The sequence below is a fragment of the Bradyrhizobium sp. ORS 285 genome (genome assembly GCF_900176205.1).
Classification (GTDB): domain Bacteria; phylum Pseudomonadota; class Alphaproteobacteria; order Rhizobiales; family Xanthobacteraceae; genus Bradyrhizobium.
The window spans coordinates 3,357,428-3,373,204 of record NZ_LT859959.1 but is presented as its reverse complement, the minus strand read 5'-3'; the positions used below and the strand labels follow the sequence as shown (position 1 = coordinate 3,373,204).

Sequence of the window (15,777 nt, the reverse complement as noted above, 5' to 3'; positions counted from 1 at the left end):
CAAAGCGATCACAGCTCCGCGATGCCCGAACAACAACATATTTGCGGACTCCCCGACGCCTGTTTTGGCCCGATTGCTTCGACCATATAGCCAGGTGCGACAAAGTAACGCGCGGCGGTTTAGCGCGCGACACAGCATCGCACACACGGAGGCGCTGCGCGAACGCGCATCGCCTTCTGCGGCAGGGCCGATGCAGTCCGCATCGTCTGGCCAGTTTCGGTACGAGGCCCTGCCGGCGTCGGATGAACTTGGGGAGAAATGATCCATGGCGAACAACACCTTCAACCCGACGGCCCTGGCTAACGGAACGTCGAACCTGCTGGTGCGCGCCTCTGCGCTCAACATGTCGACAGACCTCGTCCAGGCGGGCGTGGTGTTCAACGATGCAGTCCGCGCCTCGCTCGGCCTGTTCACGCAGGCCGGCAGCGGCAATTCGAACCCGTTCCTGGGCAGCTACACGACCGACCTCCACGCCGTGCAGAACGACATCGCCGCGATGCTCGCCAATCCCGGACAGGTGACGCTCGGCGGCCAGACGTTCACGCTGAACGCCACTGACACCGCGGTCCTCACCAATGTGCAGGCGCAGATCTCGACCCTGCTCACGGCTGCGCCGCAGACCGCCAACGCTGCGACGATCACGGCCGCGGACCAGACGATCCACGCGGTGCAGCAGGAGATCTTGCAGGAGATCAACGGTGATGCGCATCTCTCCGGCGCCCTGAACAAGGTGAACTTCCTCGCCAACACCGGCGGCCAGGACGTCGCTTTCCAGAATACGCCGGCCGGCGCTGACGATGCGGCGACCCTTGCTGCGGCCACTGCAGGCAACACCCTCAAGGACGTCGGCCTGGTCTTCAACAAAGTGGTCGATCTCGCCTCCGGCGGCATCCACACCGGCAATCTGCAGGAGGTCACGACCGACCTCACGGCGATCTCGCAAGGCCTCACCAACATCCTGAACAACAAGACCCAGCTCGCCAAGATCGAAGCCGGCGAGACGGCCAATGCAGCCGCGCTCACCACGATCCACCTGCAGACGGTGCTAGGCCAGATCAACCTCGAGTTGAACCAGTATGCCAAGGCGGAAACGACCGGCAATCAGGCCGCGCTGCGCGGCACGGCCGACAATCTGCTCGATAGCATCGACATCATCCAGAACGACGCCAACCTCAACACGGCAGCCGGCGGCAATGGCATGCCCGGTCACGCCGGCGGCTTCGCCGAGGATCCCGGCGGATTGACCGGCACCGTTACCAAGTTCCAGGACAACCAGGCGCAGACCAATTTCTGGGCCGCGTTCCTGGCCGAAGGCAACACCATCAACGCCACGCTGCAGAAGATTTCGACGGGCGGCGCGCAGGCGAGCGCAGCTCTGGTCACGCAGATCCAGAACTATCAGCAATTCGGCGCCAATTTCGACGCGGCACAAGGCAACGTCTTCCGCGGCCGCTTCGACAATGAGCTGCTGAGCGGCACGCTGGAGGCCGACACTGCGGCCGCGGTGAAGGGCCTGCAGGGCATTCTCAACGGCGACACCGGCGCTGCGCTCGCCGCCGACAAGGCGATGATCGCCGCGGCCGGCCAGGGCTTCGCGGCCGATGCCATGGACGTGTCCGGCAACAACATCGCGATCGGCGGCGCCACCTATGTGGGAACGGCGACGACGGTATCGACGGCGACCTCGGTGCACGGCCTCGCGCAGGGTACGATCCCGGTGACCGCAACTCCCAACATCGCGAACGGCACCGGCGGGATGACTTCGTCATCCACCACGCCGGCGCCGGTTGCCGTCAATTTCAATCCGACCGCGCTCGCCAACGGCACGTCGAACCTGCTGACACGGGCCACCGCGATCCAGCATTCGACCGATCTCGTGCAGGCCGGCGTCGTGTTCAACGACGCAGTGCGCGCCTCGCTCGGTCTGTTCAGCCTCGCCAACAGCGGCAACTCGCCGGCCTTCCTGACCAGCTACCAGGCTGACATCACGGCGGTGCAGACGGACATCGCGGCGATGCTGGCCAATCCGGGCCAGGTCACGCTTGGCGGCAAGACATTTGCGCTCAATGCCACCGACACGGCGGTGCTGACCAACGTCGAAGGACAGCTCGGCACGCTGCTGCAGGCTGCAGGCCAGTTTGCCAACGCCAGCACATCGGCAGCGGCGAGCCAGACGATCCACGCACTGCAGCAGGAGATCCTCGGCGAGATCCACAACGACGCGCATCTGGCGAACGCGCTGAACAACGTCCCCTTCCTCGCCAACACCGGCGGTCAGGACGTCGCCTTCCAGACGTCGCCTGCGGGCGCTGATGATCCGGCGAGCCTTGCTGCGGCCGCAGCCGGCAACAGCCTCAAGGACGTCGGTCTCGTCTTCAACAAGGCCGTCGAGGTCGCTACAGGCGGCATCAACACCGGCAATCTGGCCGAGGTCCACGCCGACTTCACCGCGGTCCAGCAGGGGCTGACGGCCATCCTCAACAACAAGACCCAGCTCGCGCAGATCGAGGCCGGCGAGACGGCGAACGCGGCCGCACTGACCACGGTCCACCTGCAGACCGTGCTCGGTCAGATCAACCTGCAGTTGACCAAGTATGATCAGGCCGCGACGACCGGCAATCAGGCAGCCTTGCGCGGCACCGCCGACAACCTGCTCGACATCATCGACATCGTCCAGAACGACGCCAACCTGAACAAGGCGGCTGGCGGTAATGGCGCTGCAGGTCATGCCGGCGGCTTCGCTGAGGACCCGGGTGGATTGACCGGCACCGTCACCAAATTCCAGGACAACCAGGCACAGACGAACTTCTGGGCGGCGTTCCTGGCCGAAGCCAACACCATCAACGCGACCTTGCAGAAGATCTCGACCGGCGGCGCACAAGCCAGCGCCGCGCTGGTCACGCAGATCCAGAACTACCAGCAGTTCGGCGCCAATTTCGACGCCGCTCAGGGCGCCGTCTTCCAGGGCCGCTTCGACAACGAGCTGCTGAGCGGCACGCTCGAGGCCGACACGGCTGCGGCCGTGAAGGGCCTGCAGGGCATCCTCAACGGCGACACCGGTGCAGCGCTTGCCGCCGACAAGGCCATGATTACCGCGGCCGGCCAGGGCTTCGCGGCTGACGCCATGGACGTGTCCGGCAACAACATCCCGGTGAATGGCGGCACCTATGTTGGCACCGCGACGACGGTCTCGGCAGCGACCTCCATCAAGGGCACGGCACACGGGACCATTCCGGTCACCGCCACGCCGAACCTCGCCAATGGCACCGGCGGCACTGCGGCGGCGGGAACGACGGCGGCGGGCGGTGCTGCAGCTGGCGGCGCTGCGGCCGGTGGAACGGCTGCGAACGGAGGTGCGGCTGCCGGAGGAGCCGCCGGGCAGGCCAATGGCGGCACCACCACCGCCAATAACGGCGGCAACAACATGCAGCACCACGACCATCATCACGATCACAGCCCGGGTCCTCATATGACCCAGGCCGCGCATACGAGCCAGGCAGCAGCAGCCGGCCCCGATATGTCGCATCACCACGCGATGTATCACATGTGGGCTTGAGACAGCGCGATGACGCAGCCGCAGCAGCCGCGGTGATCAGACCCCGGGAGTCCCGAATGACGTCAACACGTCACCGAGCTCCCGGGCCACAGGCGAAACGATGATGAGCAAAGTCGGAGGAAGTGAGGTGAAGAAAACAGGCTTTGGAGATTCGCCGTGATGCATCTTCCGTTCCCATCAGATGCCGCCAGGGTGCTGGAACTCTTCTAAGGTGAGTGTCGATCCGCGCTACGAGATCAGGGCAACTTTTTGTCTACACCGTGTGTCGAGGAGTCACTCACCTAAGCATGTTGCAAGGATGCCACGACAGAAATCAACGAGTTAGAATGTTTCTACACGTTGCCGTGCCCCGGCTGCGACACCCGTCGCATGCCCGAACAACATCATATTTGGGGACTCCGCGACGCTTCTTTTGGCCCCATTGGAGCAAATAATTCCCAGGTGCTCTGAGGCTGCGACATTTCGCCCGCCCTGCAAGGGGTGAACGAGACGTCGCAACCCGATCAACGCCCGCGTGCTGCCATGACGCCAAGCAGCTGATGCCGGGTTGAAACTTGGGGAGATAATCTGATGGCAGCCAATACCTTCAACCCGACGGCGCTGGCGAATGGCACGTCCAACCTACTCGTTCGCGCATCGGCGCTGAACCTGTCGACCGACCTCGTGCAGGCCGGCGTCGTGTTCAATGACGCCGTTCGAATCTCGACCGGCCTGTTCTCGACGCCGCAGAACAGCGGCAATTCCAACCCGTTCCTCGGCAGCTACACCACCGACCTGCATGCGGTGCAGAACGACATCAACGCGATGCTGGCCAATCCCGGCCAGGTCACCGTGGGCGGTAAGGCGTTCACGCTGAACGCCACCGATACTGCGGTGCTCACTCAGGTGTCGAACGAGATCACCACGCTGATCAACGCGGCGCCGAACACTACCAATCCGGCGACGCTCGCCGAGGCCGATCAGACTCTCCACAACGTACAGATGCAGATCCTGGGTCAAATCCATGGGGATGCGCATCTTTCGGCCGCTCTCAACAACGTTCCCTTCCTGGCCAATACGGGCGCCATGGACATCGCGTTCCAGCCCCTTTCCGTCGGCAACGACAGCGCGACCAATCTTGCAGCAGCAGCAGCGGGCGATCTGACAGCTATCGGATCGGTGTTCAACGCCGTCGCGACCCTGTCGATGGGTGGCATGAGCGCGAACAACATCAACCAGGTCCAGGCTGATTTCACGGCCGTGTCGCAGGGCCTTCAGGCGATCCTGAATGATCCGGCGAAGCTCGCCGCCATTGAAGCCGGTCAAACCGCCGTCGATGCGCAAACGACGACACTGCATCTGATGACGCTGCTCAGCCAAGCAAACCTTCAGCTGAACAACTACGACGTTGCCGAGACCATGGCCAGTCCGACCGCGCTACGCGGCTCGGCCGACAACATCGTCGACATGATCGACGTGTTTCAGAACGACGCGGCCCTCAACAAGGCGGCGGGCGGCACCGGCATGCCGGGACATGGCGGCGGCTTCGCCGAGGACCCGGGCGGACTCACCGGAACCGTCACGAAGTTCCAGGACAATCAGGCGCAGACCAACTTCTGGGCCAGTTTCCTCGCCGAGGGCAATACGCTCGGTGCAAAGCTCGTCGCGGTCGCCAATGGAACGGGGATGGCGTCGCAGGCCCTGATCGATCAGATCACGAACTACCAGAACTTCGGCGCCGCCTTCGATGCGGCCCAGGGCGCGGTGTTCAAGGGACGCTTCGATGACGAGCTCGCCGCCGGTGCTCTGCAGTCCGACACCATCATGGCCACGAAGGCGCTCATGGGCATCATGAACGGCGACACGGGTGCAGCCCTGGCGACGGATCAGGCGATGCTGAAGGCTGCGGCCGCGAACTACATCGGCAATGCCGGCGACATCGCCGGAAACAACATCGCGATCGGCGGATCCGCCTACGTGACGTCAGCGACCAGCTTCGTGACCGCGACGGCGGTCAATGGCATCGCTCAGGGCACCGGTATGCCGGCGGGCGCCAATCCGAACATCGCCAACGGCACCGGCGGTGCTGTCGCCGCTCCGACCACGCCGGGTGGTACCACCGGCGGCGACATGGCAGGCGGCGGCACGGCCGGTGGAGGAGCTGCCGGCGGCGGCACCACTGGCGGAGGAACGGCCGGAGGCGGAGCTGCAGGCGGCGGCGCGGCGGGAGGTAACAACGGGGGAGCGGCTGGCGGCGGCGGCAACCAGACCAACAACATGCACCACTGCCACGGTCATCATCACAGTCACCACACGGCAGCTGCCGCTACGACGGCGGGCACGGCGGCGGCGGCGACGGCCGCTCCCGACATGTCGCATCACCATGCGATGCATCACATGTGGGCCTGACACCTTCATACTGACTCCTCAACGCCGGCCGGCGCAGACCCATGGTCTGTGCCGGCCTTGTTGCATTCTGACAAAAGCTCCCCGGGACGGCTTGGCTCGAAGGATTCCAGACGCCCTGTCCCGATCCACAGCCGCCAAGCCTCTGTTTCGCTTCATTCCACCCGAAGACTGTTTTCGTCGAACCATCAGTAAGTTGTGATCATGAACGAGCCAGCCCTCGCCTTCCGTCCCCGTCTCGTGTCGGCATCGAGCAACGCCCGCGCGCCATTCCCGTCTCCGATCGACGGTCGCGCCCTGCAGATTGCCGAGGAGGCCTACCGGAAAGTGCTTGCTCTTCAGCCGCAGCATTTTCGGACCCTTTGCAGCCTTGCGACTGTCCGTCTGCAACTCGGTGACGCCGATGAGGCGCGAACCCTGCTGGAGCGCGCCGCGGACGCTGCAGGCGACTCGGCAGGGCTGCACCTGACCGTCGGAAAAGCGTTCGCAGGCTTGGGCGACCTCGCCAAAGCGACATCGCATTTCGCACGCGCCGCCGCACTGGACGACTCCTCGGTCGAGCCCCGCCTGCTGCTCGGCGGCGCGCTCTACGGCCTGGGGGATCCCGCAGCCGCCGTGCAGCACCTTCAACAGGCGCTTGCGATCGATGCCACCAATGCGGACCTCCACCAGGCGCTCGGCCTAGCCCTGCAGCGGCTCGGCCAAAACGAGAAGGCCATGTCGCATCATGAGGCGGCGCTCGCGGCGCGGCCGCAATTTGCAGCGGCTGCGAGCAGCCTCGGCGATGTCTGCCGGCAGCTCGGCCGTCATTCGGAAGCCATCGCTCACTACACCCGGGCGCTCGCCATCGAGCCCAACATGCCGATGGTCCTGCTCAATCTCGGCGGCTGTCATCAAGCGATCGGCGAACTGGATGCCGCCATTCGCAACCTGCAGAAGGCTCTCGCGTTGAGCCCTCAACTCGCCGAGGCCCACTACAATCTCGGCAATATCCACCTGGACATGAAGAGCTGGCCGGGAGCGCTTTTCCACTACGAGCGCGCGGTCGCCCTGCGACCGGACTTCCCCGAGGCCCACAACAATTTCGCCAATGCGTTGGAGTCGTCGGGCCGGCACGATGAGGCCCTCTCCCATTATGACGAAGCGCTGCGGCTGCGGCCAGACTACGCCGTTGCCCACCGCAATCGCGCGGACTCGCTGCGCAACGCGCAGCGATACGACGAGGCGATCGCCGGGTATCAGACCGCTCTTGCGCACGATGCTCGCGACACGACGACCATGAACCATCTCGCGGGCGTCCTCACGATCGTGGGCCGGATCGACGAAGCGGAGCGCGCCTATGAATCCGCGTTAGCCGTCAACCCGCGCAGCATCGGCACTCACCTCAATCTCGGCGTGGTCAAGCCGTTCGCCGTCGACGACCCACGCTGGCCCGCGCTCCAGGAGCTCGCATCGAGCTCCGAGACCCTGACCGAAGACGCCCGCATCGCCCTGCACTTCACGCTCGGGCGCGCCTATGCCGACATCAAGGATGGCGAACGATCGCTGCTGCATCTCAATGCCGGCAACGGCCTCGAGCGCCGCCGCATCAACTACGACGAGAACCAGGCGCTGCGCCAGATCGAGCGCATTCGCACCGTCTTCTCCAAACAGGTGCTGCGGGCGCGGGCCGGCCATGGCGATCCATCTGACGCCCCCGTGTTCGTGATCGGCATGCCCAGGTCCGGCACCAGTCTGATCGAGCAGATCCTCGCCAGCCACCCGGCGGTTCATGGCGCTGGCGAGGTCAACTACTTCGCGGCAGCCGCAGGGCTGTTTACCGACCGTTCCCGCGGTGACTATCCGGAGATGCTCGCCAAACTCGCCGACGCGGATATCTCGACGCTCGCGCGCGCCTATCTCGACCGGCTCACGAACCTGCCGCCGGACACGCAGCGCATCGTCGACAAGATGCCGTCGAACTTCCTGTTTGCCGGGCTCATTCATCTCGCGCTGCCGAACGCGCGCATCATTCACGTCCGGCGCAATCCTATCGACACCTGCCTGTCGTGCTATACGCAGCTGTTCGCGGAGCCGCAGCCCTTCGCCTACGACCTCGCCGAGCTCGGCCGCTACTACCGGGCCTACGAGCAACTGATGAAGCACTGGCGCGATGTCCTGCCGGACGGCGTCATGCTCGAAGTGGCGTATGAGGATGTCGTGCGCGACTTCGAGGCGCACGCCCGCAAGATCGTCGCACATAGCGGGCTCGAATGGAACGACGCCTGCCTGTCGTTCCATGAGAACGAGCGTCCGGTCAACACCGCGAGTCTCGTGCAGGTCCGCAAGCCGCTATTCTCCGGATCGGTCGGCCGCTGGCGAATGTATGGCGATCGCCTGAAACCGTTGCTCGATGCGCTCGGCACCGAAGCTCTCAGGCCGACGATCGCCGAGGCCATCGCCGGAGGGGCGCCGCCCCAGCCCGTCAACGTCGCGCCGCCGGTGGTCACGCCGACGAAAGACTCGCGCCCATTCGACGCCACGCAGCTCGCGTCGCTGCAGACGCTGGCGGACGGCGTCCTCGCTGTCGCCAAGAAGCTGCAGAGCCGCGGCGAAATCAGTGATGCCGAGCAGATCTTCAAGCTGATCCTGGCCGGCCAGCCGACCAATTTCGAGGCCCTCGTCGGCCTCGGCATGATCTCAACCACTTACAGCCGCCTCGAGGAAGCCAAGGACTATTTCGTCCGCGCGGTGGCGGTGAATGCCAACTCCGCCGAGGCCCATGGCAGCATCGGCGCCGTCGAAGGCTCCGCGGGCCGCTACGACGAGGCGGTCCGGCACTACGAGACGGCACTGACGCTGTCGCCGAGCCATCCCGGCATTCTCTACGGCTTTGCCATGGTTCGGCAGAACCAGGGACTGATCGACGAGGCGATGGCCCTGCTGCGGCGGGCGATCGACAACAAGCCGCAGCACCTCGATGCGCATTTTGCGCTCGGCAATCTGCTGTATACGTCAGGCAAGGATATCGAGGCAGCGAGACACTACCTCAAGGTTCTCGATTTCAGCCCCGAACACGCCGAGACTCACAACAACATCGCCAACGTGCTGCTGCGGCAGGGCCATCGCGAGCGCGCGATCGAGCACTACCAGCGCGCGATTGCGAGCCGGCCCGACTATGCCGATGCCTACGGCAATCTCGGCAATGCGTTCCTCGAGCTCAACCGGCTCGAGGAATCGATCGAGCAGAACCTCCTGGCCATCAAGATCAAGCCGGAGCGGTTCGGCTCCTACAACAATCTCGGTGTCGCCTACCAGGCGCTCGGCCGCTTCGATGAGGCGACCGCGGCGTTCCAGAAAGCCTTGGAGCTCGCGCCGGATGACGCGCCGATCCACCTCAATCTGGCGAACATGTCGAAGTTCAAGCCGGACGACAGCCGCCTGCCCGGCCTGCAAAGCCTGATGGCTCGAATCGACCAGCTCGACCAGGAGAAGCAGATCGCGGCCCATTTTGCGTTTGGCAAGGCGCTGTCGGATCTGAAGGACTACGACGCCGCCTTCTCGCATCTGCACAAGGCCAACACGCTCAAGCGCCAGACCTTCGACTACGACTCCGGGCAGCGGCTCGACATGATGAAGAACGTCGCCAGCCGTTTCACGCCCGAGTTCTTCCGCACGGTTGCGGGTCATGGCGACGAGTCCTGGGCGCCGATCTTCATCGTCGGCATGCCGCGCTCCGGAACCACGCTGATGGAGCAGGTGCTGGCGAGCCATTCCAAGGTATTCGGTGCGGGCGAGCTCGAGACCTTCAAGGACCTGGTTGGCGAATGCGCCACGCGGCAGAAGGTGGTTCCGAACTACCCCGATCTCGTCATGCTGCTGCCGCCGGAGGAAATGACCAAGCTCGGGCAGGAATACACCGCTCGCGTGCGCATCCTGGCGCCTGAGGCCGAGCGCATCGTCGACAAGATGCCGCTCAACTTCCTGTTCGTCGGCCTGATCCATGCGGCGTTTCCGCGCGCCCGGATCATCAACACCAGGCGTGACCCGCTGGACAACTGCATCTCCTGCTATCAGCTGCTGTTCACCGGAGCCCAGCCGTTTGCCTACGACCTCACGGAACTCGGCCACTACTACCGGGGCTATGAGGGCGTGATGGAACATTGGCACAAGGTGCTGCCGCCGGGCGTCCTGATCGACGTGCAGTACGAGGACATGGTCGACGACCTCGAGGGCGTCGCACGCCGGGTGCTCGATCATTGCGGGCTGGACTGGGAGGATGCCTGCCTCGACTTCCACCGCACCGAGCGCACCGTGCGAACCGCGAGCCTGATGCAGGTGCGCGAGCCGATCTACCGTCGCGCGATCGGAAGCTGGCGCCGCTACGAGAAGCATCTCGGGCCGCTGCGCCAAGCGCTCGGCCTCGACGAAGTACCGCCGGCGGCGGAAGCGACCTGACCGCCGGCAAATAACCGGGTGCTGTTGCCCAGGGATCGGTGACAGGCGCGGCACCCGGCTATCCGGCCGCGCGGCGGAGCGGCTTTTGTATTCTGCGTGACGGCGTTTAAGAAATTATCTCCATCATACGCCTAGGCGTCAGTCTTACTACGCACGACCGGCAGCTAATTACACAATCAAAAGTTGTATCGACCAGGATCAGACCGGGTGGACGCGATTTGCGTTCGCACACCGGTCAAATCCAGCCTGAACGAGCGTGCTTCCCATGAATGTCCGTGGCGGCGACGAGCTGATAGTCCAGCTCATTAGTTCGTTGCGTTCCAGCGAGCTTTGCTCTGCCGCAAAGACCGCGACTTGATCAAGACATCGACCCGACGAACGATGGTGACGGACACGGCCGGCGCTCCGCCGTGAGTGGCGCCCGGCTGTCCCGCCCTCCGCCGGCCGGCCAGGTCGCTCCGCCGGATCTGACCAGCCGCCCGGCTGAGACGGGGGTCCCATCCTCCGGAACATGGGTCGTCTGGACGATCCCGGCCACCTGCCGGCCCGGCGAGATCCCGACGGCTGGGATGGGAGGAAAGCACAGCAGGCGCTTGACCTCGGCGCCAAGGCTTGGTTTGACCCGGACACCACCCCGCCCAACCATGGAAGATCCCGAACCATGCGCATCACTCTCGTCGGCTCCCGCCATTTCGGTGTCGCCACACTGAACATGTTGCGCGAGAGAGGCATCGAGATCGCACGCGTGGTCGTGCATGACGGCGAGGACCGGCTTGCCGCAGCGGCGCGCGCGGCCGGGATCGAGGTCGTGGTCCAGGCCGATCCCAAGGTGGTGCCAGCCAGCGAGATCGCCCCTGGCACCGACCTGATCGTGACCGCGCACAGCCACGCCCGCGTCACGCAGGAGGCAGTTGCCGCCGCCAAGCTCGGCGGCATCGGCTACCATCCCTCGCTGCTGCCGCGGCACCGCGGCATCGCCGCGGTGGAATGGACGATCAAGGAAGGCGATCCGGTCGCCGGCGGCACCATCTATCACCTCGCCGAGCGGATGGACGCGGGCGCCATCGCGGCCCAGGACTGGTGCTTCGTCAAGAAGGGTGAGACCGCCCGCGAATTGTGGGAGCGCGCGCTGGCGCCGCTCGGCCTCAAGCTGCTCGGCGACGTCGTCGAATCAGCCAAGGCGACCGGCACCATCCCAGCCAAGCCGCAGGACGAGCAGTTCGCGACCAAGGCGCCCAGCATCACGCCGCACTGAGCGCCTCTCCCGAGGCAATGGCCATGACCCTCGCGCGGCCTTGGCCGAGACGGCGCGACGCTTGCCACGAACGGATGTTCTGTCAACGCAGGGCTATGGCCATCATCTGCTCATGTCGTGCGCGAAGGCGCAGTTTACCCACAATGCCGCCCGAATGCCTCAAAAGCGGGTTTCGCGTTAATCGTTAACAGACTGGAACTGCTCGATAAAATTTACTTTCGGCAGTGCGGCAAATTTTCGTCACAATTCGTCCAAATAAGCTGACCTCATCAACGATATTGAGGGACAAGATTCATGCGTCTCGACCGCATTGGAATGGCATTCGCCGCGTCGATCCTGGTGGGCAGCTCGGCCGCCCCCGCATTCGCCCAGTCGCCCTATGACGGCCAGTGGCAGGTCACGATCGTCACCAGCAGCGGCAGCTGCGAGCCCACGGCCAGCTCGACCCTGATCGTCGCAGACGGTAAGATTTCGGCGGCTGGCGCCAACGTATCGGGTTCGATCGGGCGCGAAGGCCTCGTCAAGGTCTCGATCAATGGCGCATATGCGAATGGGCAGCTCAGCGGCAATTCGGGTTCAGGCAAGTGGAACGGAGCCTCTGCAGGCATTCCGTGCAGCGGTCGCTGGCAGGCCTCGCGCCTGTAACGGCTTCGGCTCTCTGCAACAGGTCACGCGGCGGCTCTCGGCCGCCGCGATCGTTTTGGCCGCCGGTATCGCGGCATCGCCGCTGCGCGCCGATCCAGGTCCGTTTACCGGCCTGGCGGGAAACTGGGGTGGCGGCGGCACCGTCGCCCTCGAGGATGGCTCCACCGAACGCATCCGCTGCCGGGCTCACTATGATGTTGCCGGCCCGCGCATGACCCTGGTGCTCACTTGCGCCAGCGACGCCTACAAGTTCGGTCTGCAGGCCGAGGTGATCGCCGAGGGCTCGGCTATCTCGGGCACGTGGACCGAAACCAGCCGTGGCGTCAGCGGCGTGCTTCAGGGGCGCGGCGGCGGCGGCAATTTCCAGCTGGCTGCCTCGACCGCCGGCTTCAATGCCAACATCGCGCTCGCCACCCGCGGCAACAAGCAATCAGTATCGATCCGCGCCGATAGCCAGTTCCGCGCAGCGAACATCTCGCTGTCGCGGTGACGGCGCTCAGGCGCGCTTGATTCCTGGCGACGGCGCTCCGGCCGGAGCCGGGGCAAGCTGCGCCGCGGTGCGCTTGATGGTCTTGGCGACCAGCAGCGCCTGCTCGCGCGTCATGGCGAAATCCTGCACGCCCTTCTGCGTGGTCAGCGACAGCACCATCAGGTGAGGCTCGCGCTCCGGCCAGCCCGTGGCGAAGGCGGTCAGGAAGTCGGCTGAGGCGGCACGGTCGGTCATGTGTCAAAGCTGCCCTTGGCTGTTTCGCGGCGGTCGCTTTAGGACGAAACGCCCTCACACTCCACGTTTTTCTCACAGTGTTTCTCGTGGCGTTTATCATGGCGCGTCGCTCCCCTTGCTGGGGCCACGTGGTGCACTGCACCGTTGATTTCGTTTGCAATGCTTTGCACGCGAGGTGATACAGCCGCTCCCGCCCGCCTCGCCTCTCCCGCTGCATGACTCGCCCCGCTTCGAAACTGATGGCTGCGTTGTGGATGACCGGCTGGCTCAGCCTCATGCTGGTCATGGCGGTGGCCGGGCGTGAGGCAATGCGCGAGCTCAACGTGTTCGAGCTGATGGAGCTGCGCTGTCTCCTCGGCCTCGTGATGCTGTCGCCGGTGATTGCGTTGAGCGGCGGCTTCGCCACGCTGCGCACGACGCGGCTCAAGCTGCACGCAGCCCGCAACCTAATCCACTACGGGGCGCAGCTCGGCTGGTTCTTTGCTCTCACTCTGATTCCGATCGGCCAAGTGGTCGCGATCGAGTTCACGATGCCGATCTGGACCGCCCTGCTCGCAGCCACATTCCTCGGCGAGCGGATCACCCTGTTCAAGCTCGCAGCGATCATCTTGGGCCTTGTCGGCGTCGTGGTGATCGTGCGGCCGGATACCGGCGCGATCAATCCGGGTCAGCTGATTGCGTTGGCCGCCGCCGTCGGCTTCGGCATCTCGATCGCGCTGGTCAAATTCCTGACGCGGACCGAGCCCACCGTCTCGATCATCTTCTGGATGCTGACGGTGCAGGCGGTCGCCGGTCTGGTGCCGACGCTGCTGCTCTGGTCGTGGCCGTCGGCCACGGCCTGGGGCTGGATCGTCCTCGTCGCCCTCTGCGGCACCTTCTCGCACTTCTGCATGGCGCGCGCGATGCTCTATGCCGACGCCACCATCGTGATCCCGATGGACTTCCTGCGCGTGCCGCTGACCGCGACGGTCGGCTGGCTGGTGTATTCGGAGCGGCTCGACGGATTCACCGTGTTGGGCGCCGTGCTGATTCTCGCCGGCAACCTGCTGAACCTGCGGCCGCCTCAGCCGCGACCGGTTGCGGTCAACACGTCGCAGGGCTGATCCGGACTTTTCCGGCTTGGCGCGCCCAGCGGTCTGTGACCTCTCTCACGGAACTCCTGGCATACACGCGATCGGCGTTGGCCGTGCGCAACACTCGCGGTTTGATTTGTGGCGAAAGCGAGATTTTTTCTTCTGGAACAAGACTTTTCGTCCTGAACGACGACAAATGCTGCAGTGACCGCTTCGCTTGATCGTTGGGGGATCTCCTGATGCGCTTTTTCACCATCACCCTGTCGCTGCTCTGCATGGTGCTGACGGCCGGAGCCGCGAAGGCCGACCGCCGGGTCGCCTTCGTCGTCGGCAACGGCGCCTATAAGAGCGTGGCCCAGTTGCCGAACCCGCCTGTCGACGCCAAGGCGATGGCTGCGACCTTGCGCAATGTCGGCTTCGACGTTGTCGAGGGCACCAATCTCACGCGCGACAAGATGACCGAGAAGTTGCTCGACTTCGGGCGCAAGGCGCAGGGCGCCGATATCGCGGTGTTCTACTATGCCGGCCACGGCATCGCGATCGCCGGCACCAACTATCTGCTGCCGGTCGACGCCGATCTGAAATCCGAGATGGACGTCAAGCTGGGCTCCGCGATCAACATCGACGTGACGCTCGACCAGACGATGGGCGATGCCAAGGTCAAGCTGGTGTTCCTCGACGCCTGCCGCGACAACCCGTTCGCCGCCAAGATCAAGTCGAACTCGCCGACCCGCAGCGTGTCGGTGCAGACCGGCCTCGCCGAGATGAAGTCGGGCGAAGGCACGCTGATCGCGTTCGCGACCGGTCCCGGCCAGACCGCGCTCGATGGTGACGCCGGCGCCAACAGCCCGTTCACCCGCGCGCTGATCTCACACATCGCCCAGCCCGGTGTGGAGATCCAGCAGGCGATGACGTCCGTGCGCGCCCAGGTCAACGAGGAGACCAGCAAGGGCCAGCTGCCCTGGGGTCACACCAACCTGATCGGTGCGGTCTATCTCAACCCGGCAGCCGCGCCGGCGACGACGGCTGCAACTCCCGGCACGACGCCGGCCGCCGCCGCGGCAAGCCCGACGGCTGCAGAGGCCGAGCTCGAGTTCTGGCGCTCGGTGAAGGACTCGAACAAGCCGGAAGAGCTCAACGCCTATCTCGCGACCTATCCGAACGGTCAGTTCAAGTCGCTGGCGATGGCCCGCATTGCCTCGATCGAGACCGGCGCCGTCAACACCGCGACCCGCAACGTCGCCAAGGGCGTCGATCCCGCGACCTATACCGAGGAAGGCACCCAGGTCAGCGAGGACCAGATCGGCCTCGACAAGACCAAGCGCCGCGACGTGCAGCGCCGCCTCACCGGGCTCGGCTTCGACACCAAGATGACCGGCGTGTTCGACGACGAGACCCGCGGCGTCATGAAGCGCTGGCAAGCCGCGCGCGGCTTCCCCTCCACGGGCTTCCTGACCAAGCTGCAGCACAAGGCGCTCCTGGCCGAGCCCCAGCCGACGCCTGCGACCGCCGCGGTCGGCGATGAGGCCAAGCCGCGCCGCCCCAAGCCGGCGGGCAACGTCGCCGCCGGCAGCCCGCCGCCGCAGGGCGCGCCGGTCTATCGCAACCCGCCGCCGCAGGACAACGCCGGCAATGCCGCCGGCGCCGCCTTCATCGGCGGCATGATGGGCGGCGTGCTCGGCAGCGCCCTGCGCCGCTGACG

The 15,777-nt window shown here is 65.1% G+C and carries 9 protein-coding genes; 8 read left to right on the top strand and 1 reads right to left on the bottom strand.

What is annotated here, in order from left to right; genetic code table 11:
* The first annotated feature begins 265 nt into the window (after window positions 1–265).
* From BRAD285_RS35995 to BRAD285_RS15135, 6 genes are all read left to right on the top strand, one after another.
* Window positions 266–3,556 (top strand): hypothetical protein, encoded by a 3,291-nt coding sequence (locus tag BRAD285_RS35995; protein WP_006609324.1) that lies wholly within the window; start codon window positions 266–268, stop codon window positions 3,554–3,556.
* A 570-nt stretch (window positions 3,557–4,126) separates the two neighbouring features.
* Entirely contained in the window at window positions 4,127–5,944 is a 1,818-nt protein-coding gene (locus BRAD285_RS15155) for a hypothetical protein (RefSeq protein WP_006609325.1), read from the top strand.
* A gap of 201 nt (window positions 5,945–6,145) precedes the next feature.
* On the top strand, window positions 6,146–10,378 hold the full coding sequence (locus tag BRAD285_RS15150; RefSeq protein ID WP_006609326.1) for a tetratricopeptide repeat-containing sulfotransferase family protein: 4,233 nt from the start codon (window positions 6,146–6,148) through the stop codon (window positions 10,376–10,378).
* A 661-nt stretch (window positions 10,379–11,039) separates the two neighbouring features.
* Window positions 11,040–11,633 carry a formyltransferase family protein gene (locus BRAD285_RS15145; RefSeq protein WP_006609327.1) on the top strand — a complete coding sequence of 198 codons (594 nt, stop codon included), beginning with the start codon at window positions 11,040–11,042 and terminating at the stop codon, window positions 11,631–11,633.
* 294 nt (window positions 11,634–11,927) lie between these two features.
* Complete coding sequence (locus tag BRAD285_RS15140) at window positions 11,928–12,278, top strand: hypothetical protein (RefSeq protein ID WP_006609328.1); 351 nt, start codon at window positions 11,928–11,930, stop codon at window positions 12,276–12,278.
* Window positions 12,184–12,768: a hypothetical protein gene (locus BRAD285_RS15135; RefSeq protein ID WP_050886721.1), complete on the top strand. Its 585-nt coding sequence runs from the start codon at window positions 12,184–12,186 to the stop codon at window positions 12,766–12,768. The genes BRAD285_RS15140 and BRAD285_RS15135 overlap by 95 nt, the downstream gene beginning before the upstream one ends.
* 6 nt (window positions 12,769–12,774) lie before the next feature.
* On the opposite strand, the gene BRAD285_RS15130 is transcribed toward BRAD285_RS15135, so the two are convergent.
* Complete coding sequence (locus tag BRAD285_RS15130) at window positions 12,775–13,002, bottom strand: hypothetical protein (RefSeq protein ID WP_006609330.1); 228 nt, start codon at window positions 13,000–13,002, stop codon at window positions 12,775–12,777.
* Window positions 13,003–13,217: 215 nt separating this feature from the next.
* Between BRAD285_RS15130 and BRAD285_RS15125 the strand changes: the two genes are divergently transcribed.
* Both BRAD285_RS15125 and BRAD285_RS15120 read left to right on the top strand, forming a co-directional pair.
* Window positions 13,218–14,105, top strand: coding sequence for a DMT family transporter (locus tag BRAD285_RS15125; RefSeq protein ID WP_006609331.1), 888 nt, complete (start codon window positions 13,218–13,220; stop codon window positions 14,103–14,105).
* Window positions 14,106–14,314: 209 nt separating this feature from the next.
* Window positions 14,315–15,775, top strand: coding sequence for a caspase family protein (locus tag BRAD285_RS15120; protein WP_006609332.1), 1,461 nt, complete (start codon window positions 14,315–14,317; stop codon window positions 15,773–15,775).
* Window positions 15,776–15,777 lie beyond the last annotated feature (2 nt).